The sequence below is a fragment of the Pedobacter sp. 01N416 genome (genome assembly GCF_056399685.1).
Genome location: NZ_JBFTRT010000584.1, coordinates 1 through 3086, shown reverse-complemented (window position 1 = coordinate 3086; position 3086 = coordinate 1). Strand labels below are relative to the sequence as shown.

Genomic DNA, 3086 nt, shown 5'->3' with positions numbered 1-3086 from the left:
ATCGTAATCTTTAATGATTTTGGCGATTTTGTTTAAAGTTTCTCCCGCTTTATCGGAAACTTCGTAACTACCTGATTTATACAACATGTTATCAGCTAAAGAGATATAAACTACGCCTTTAAGCACCTGTACATCAACATCTCCCAACTCTTCTTTACTTAATGATCGCGTTAAATTATTAGTCAACACCATATTAAGTGAGTCACTTTTATTTTTAGCATTTACCAGTTGTTTGATGTATTTATTCGAACTGTTAATTTCATCAACCAATTTCGAAATGTTAACATTGCCCTGGCTACTAGAATTTAAACATTTGTTCAAAGCATCCTGCAATGCAGTTACATTGGCTTTTTCTGATGCGATCTGTTCTTCTAAACTTTTAACCCTGCTGGTGCTGCCACTAAGCTCGCGTTGGCTATCCTGGTATTTATTACTTAATTCCTGGTTCCTTTCTCTCAGCTTGGAATAGGTATCCTGAAGTTCTGCATATTTCTTATTGCTTACACAACCAGCTGCAAGCGCAATGGCAAAGAGCATTATGGGAATTGATTTGTATAATTTCATAATCTTATTTTTATTTATTAATAGTAGGTTAACAAATTCCTTGCCGCAAAGTTCAATACCGACCTAAACCGGTGTTAAAAAGCGTTAATCTTTACCGAATCGAAGCTAGCCAAAGCTTTATACGTTCTTAATCCTATACTACCAGATTGATATTGACTATCTGTTGCAGAAAGAATGGGTTTTGCCGACCCGTTTATAAAAACATCAAATTTATCTCCTTTCGCCACTATCTTTAAGGTATACATTTCGTTCATTTCAACAGGATATTTTCCTGAACTTATAACGGTCCATTTTTGTCCGTTGGCTTTTCCCAACAGTACCGTTCCATTAGACTGATCCAAACCCACATAATACCCTTGGTAAGCATCGGCACCAATTGCCGGGTCAGAAACCCTGAACATTAAACCAGCATCACCGGTAGTATTGATTTTAACATCTGCCTGGTAAGTAAAATCCTTAAAGTCTGTTTCATTAGCCACATATTTAGATCCATTTATGCCATAACCACCAGAGCCTGCGTTCGATGCCGAATTAACCTGTCCATCTTTCCAAAACCAGCCACCTCCATAAAAAACCCAATTATTGGCCATTCCCTGATCAAAATTTTCGACCAAAGCCTTATTTATTTTTTTTGGCTGACCGATTACAGGAAAACAGCTTAGGCGTATATTTTCAGATCCATAAGGTACCAAGGTAACTTCTTCTTGCTTTTCGGTTGAGGAAATTGGACTAAAAGGCACATCAAAAGCGGCTACTTTGTTGTATCCTAGCGTCCATGACGGAATCTTTTTTGCCCGAACTTTTAATTTAACCGGTGCATTTGCTGCAATAAAAGGATTTTCGGGCATTGTCGATTTCACTAAGATAACGTTGTTTAAATTACCTTTATCTAATACTAAACCATAATTCCACGCCAATTCCGGACGGATTTCGTAATCTGTAAAACCAGCAACCGGATGTGTTTTGGTTACCTTATTTGCTGCCTTAATTTCTAATGCATACACAATAGGACCACGTTCTACACTAATGGAATTGTTTACTTGAGCCTGAGTCGTAATTTGCATCGGGAAATTCAGTTCTAATTGATCCTGATTTTTCCATTCGCGGGATATGGTAAACATTTCACCGGCTTTTACTCCTTTTAATATAGTTCCATTTAATTTAATACTTGGTTTTACACTCCACGCAGGGATTCTTAAAATCAATGGAAAGGATGTAGAAGTGGTAAGCCCCACTTTTAACCTAATCTGTTCTTCGAAGGGATAATTGGTTTCTTCGGTAATTTTTATTTTTTTATTGTTGGCTAACACAGTTTCTATTTCCATTGGGCCATAGGTAATTACTGCCAAGCCGTTCTCAGGGGTAGCCACTACACTACTTTTTACAAAATAAGGCCAGCCCATATGCATGTTATAGCGGCAGCATCCATAACCTGAATAGGGACTAGAAACAATCCCTGAACCATAATCTTGATTAAAGCCATGCTCCCCATGAATGCTTTGAACCTGATTGGGTAATGTATAATATGAATGGTTTTTAAAATCCCTGCTAAACTGAGCAGGTAATGCATTAAAGGCCACTTTTTCCAACTGATCGCCAATACTGACATCATGAATAACCTTTGCCGCAGTTTCTAAACTCTGCATCCATTCTACCACAGTACAGGTTTCTACTCCTTCTATGCTGCTTGTACCCGCCAGAAATTCAGTTCCTGAACCTAAACCTTCTGGCTGACCATGGTCGTGCATAATGTGCGCTATACCTTTGGAAAGTGCTTCAAGATTAGAAGCACGATCTTGAAGTTGAGCATAAAGCACTGGGAATTTTAAGGCTTGAGCTACATTAACCATATGTTTTGGCTGAAAATCATCACCAAAAAAGTAAAACCCGTTGTTGCTATAAATATCGATCCAAGGGTATGCCTGTTGTTTTAACTTTTCTACGAGTCGTAATAAATCCTGATTGCCGGTTTTATTGTAAAGCCAAATGGCTATTTCCATATTATCACCTGCTCTTGATTTACCCCATTCCTTTAACGGATCGCCATCAAGATTAGCCAGTTCATATTTGAAATATTTTGAGAGAAAAGGAATTACCCTTTTATCATTTGTGGCCTCGTAATAGCTTTGCAAAGCATACATCATTGGCATGCGTGGCCACCAATCTTTCATTTTCGGCGGGCCAAATAATCCGTTGGCTTGTTGATTGTTCAAAGTCCAATCAATGTACTTTTGTGCTTTTTCTTTTAGCGTAGGATCATCTAAGGTATAAGCCAATGCTACCAAACCTTTAACATAATATGGTACCCGCTCCCATCCATTCCCATCGCCTCCTAACCAATCGGAGTTTTTGCCCAGATTATCTTTTTCAGGGTATAGCTCTTCTGCCATTCCCGTTGCACCATCTCTTTGCTGCTCTAGTTGCTTTAACAACCATCCTTTGGCTTTAATACTCCCTATGGGCAATTGCACATAAACATGCTGTTTTAAGGGTTTTTTGTTGAATTCAGTTAAATTCTGGGC

At 38.4% G+C, this 3086-nt stretch carries 2 protein-coding genes; both read right to left on the bottom strand.

Features of this window, described 5'->3' with window-relative positions; genetic code table 11:
* The coding region (locus tag AC1DND_RS24045; RefSeq protein WP_477585096.1) for a hypothetical protein at positions 1-564 on the bottom strand (564 nt) is incomplete at its 3' end.
* Positions 565-638: 74 nt separating this feature from the next.
* The coding region (locus AC1DND_RS24040) for a beta-L-arabinofuranosidase domain-containing protein (RefSeq protein WP_477585095.1) at positions 639-3086 on the bottom strand (2448 nt) is incomplete at its 5' end.